Source organism: Aminobacter sp. J44, assembly GCF_007829415.1.
In the GTDB taxonomy this organism is placed as follows: domain Bacteria; phylum Pseudomonadota; class Alphaproteobacteria; order Rhizobiales; family Rhizobiaceae; genus Aerobium.
Window position 1 is genome coordinate 1 of record NZ_VLJG01000082.1, and the last position, 1,669, is coordinate 1,669.

Genomic DNA, 1,669 nt, shown 5'->3' on the forward strand with positions numbered 1-1,669 from the left:
CTGGCAAATCACCAAGAGCAGTGAATCAGACTAAACTGATCCCGTGAATCCTCAAACCGACTCTGTGTTCATAAAAGATGCTCTAGCACCCGCGCGAAGACCTCCGGCGGCGGTGGAAACCCCGGACAATTTCTCCTAATGCGACTACAACGGTCGGATCCGCCCGTAATCAGGCGGGACTTTTCGTTACCAGATGGATCAACCGAGTGGTATCAGGTAGAAATACCTAGTGGTGTGGAACTCCCGTGGTGAGATACGAATATAGACACAGCATGAGCCACGTTTTTCGCGCCAAGCTTGCTGCGAATTGCGAGTAACTGATGCTCAACAGTGCGGGGCGAGAGTCCCAGTTCGACAGCGCATTCCTTGGATGATAGACCCTGTGAAACGAGGAACAGGATGTCCTGCTGGCGCTGCGTCAGGCGTTTAAGGTCAGCAACCGTCGGAAGAAGAAGCCGCATGCATGTCAGGGAGAGGATACGCTCCGCGGCGCCGGTCGAGCACGTCGGCAGGAGTAAGCGATCATAGACGATGTAGTTGTCCAATACGCGCCCGCGAATGGCATCTACCCTGAATTTCTTACTGTGCTTAACTTCAAGCAGATATGGATAGATGTTTCGAGAAAGAAATTCTTGATCCGGATAAAGCCCGAGGACCGGCAGTTCGCGACCAAGACAGATATTCTCGGTGATCACTTCGATCCGATAGTCGGGTGGCAAGTCGAATGTGACGTCGTAGAGCACCAGATTGCAGGTGCTCCCCAGCGCGTTTTTCAGATCATTGGCAAATTTTCTTAGCGCTTCGGCGCAATTCGGCTTCTCATGTTTCCATTTATCGAGAGCGTAAGAAAAAATATCCGGTCGCATTATCGATAAGTTGCATACAAGATGAATCGGCAGCGGCGAGAAATCGATAGCAACTCCAATATGGACCGCGATGATCTGCGGCAATACAGAAAGTGACGCCGGAAAGATGACGCAACGATACCGGATATACATTTAAACGCTCAGGTGATCGCAGGCTGCGGCTGCATGGCCACAGCCCACCACGCGGCGGCCGACCTGGATGAATGGCCGATCTTCGAGCAGGACATTATCCGTATCTCCCACAAGCAGAGCCCCGAGGACTATATTTCGCTTGGACGCGATGTCGAAGCACAGGTGCTTGCCCGGGCGATCCGCGCGCACGTGCATCACCGAGTATTCCTCAACGGCAGCAAGACCGTTGTATTCCGGGCATTTCCAAGGTCCTCCGCTTCGAAGCGGATGGGCTGATGGATCCAAATCGCCAAAAAAGAAACCGCCCCTTTCGGGGCGGTTTCGATATGGCTGCAAGCGCCAGATGCTCGTACAGGGACCGGCAGATCCTGTGAACGCAGTCAGTAAATCCGCTGATAAAGCCCGATGTTTTCAATCTTGAAGGAACTGCACGCTGAGGGACCTTCAAGCTCGAGCGTCAGGCCCTTGACCTTGGCCAAGGTTAGCCACCAGGGGGATGCATCGAGCGGAACGATCAGGGCTCCGTTGTCCGCGGTAAAGGTGACGCGGGACGAGTCAAATGGGCCGTCGCGATCGTGGTCTGCCCCCTGAAAAGTGGTCCTCCCTGAAGTAGGCTATTGAGCCGTAGGAGGACGTTTGAATGCCCCAGAAGAAGCATAGACCTGAAGAGA

General features: G+C 53.9%; 1 protein-coding gene and 1 pseudogene. One reads left to right on the forward strand and one right to left on the reverse strand.

The window, feature by feature from the left end; genetic code table 11:
* Positions 1–212: 212 nt before the first annotated feature.
* Entirely contained in the window at positions 213–998 is a 786-nt protein-coding gene (locus L610_RS19440; protein ID WP_144707000.1) for a helix-turn-helix transcriptional regulator, read from the reverse strand.
* 36 nt (positions 999–1,034) lie between these two features.
* Here L610_RS19440 and purU point away from each other — a divergent pair.
* Positions 1,035–1,274, forward strand: a pseudogene (gene purU, locus L610_RS19445) (formyltetrahydrofolate deformylase); the annotation flags it as partial.
* Positions 1,275–1,669: the final 395 nt, after the last annotated feature.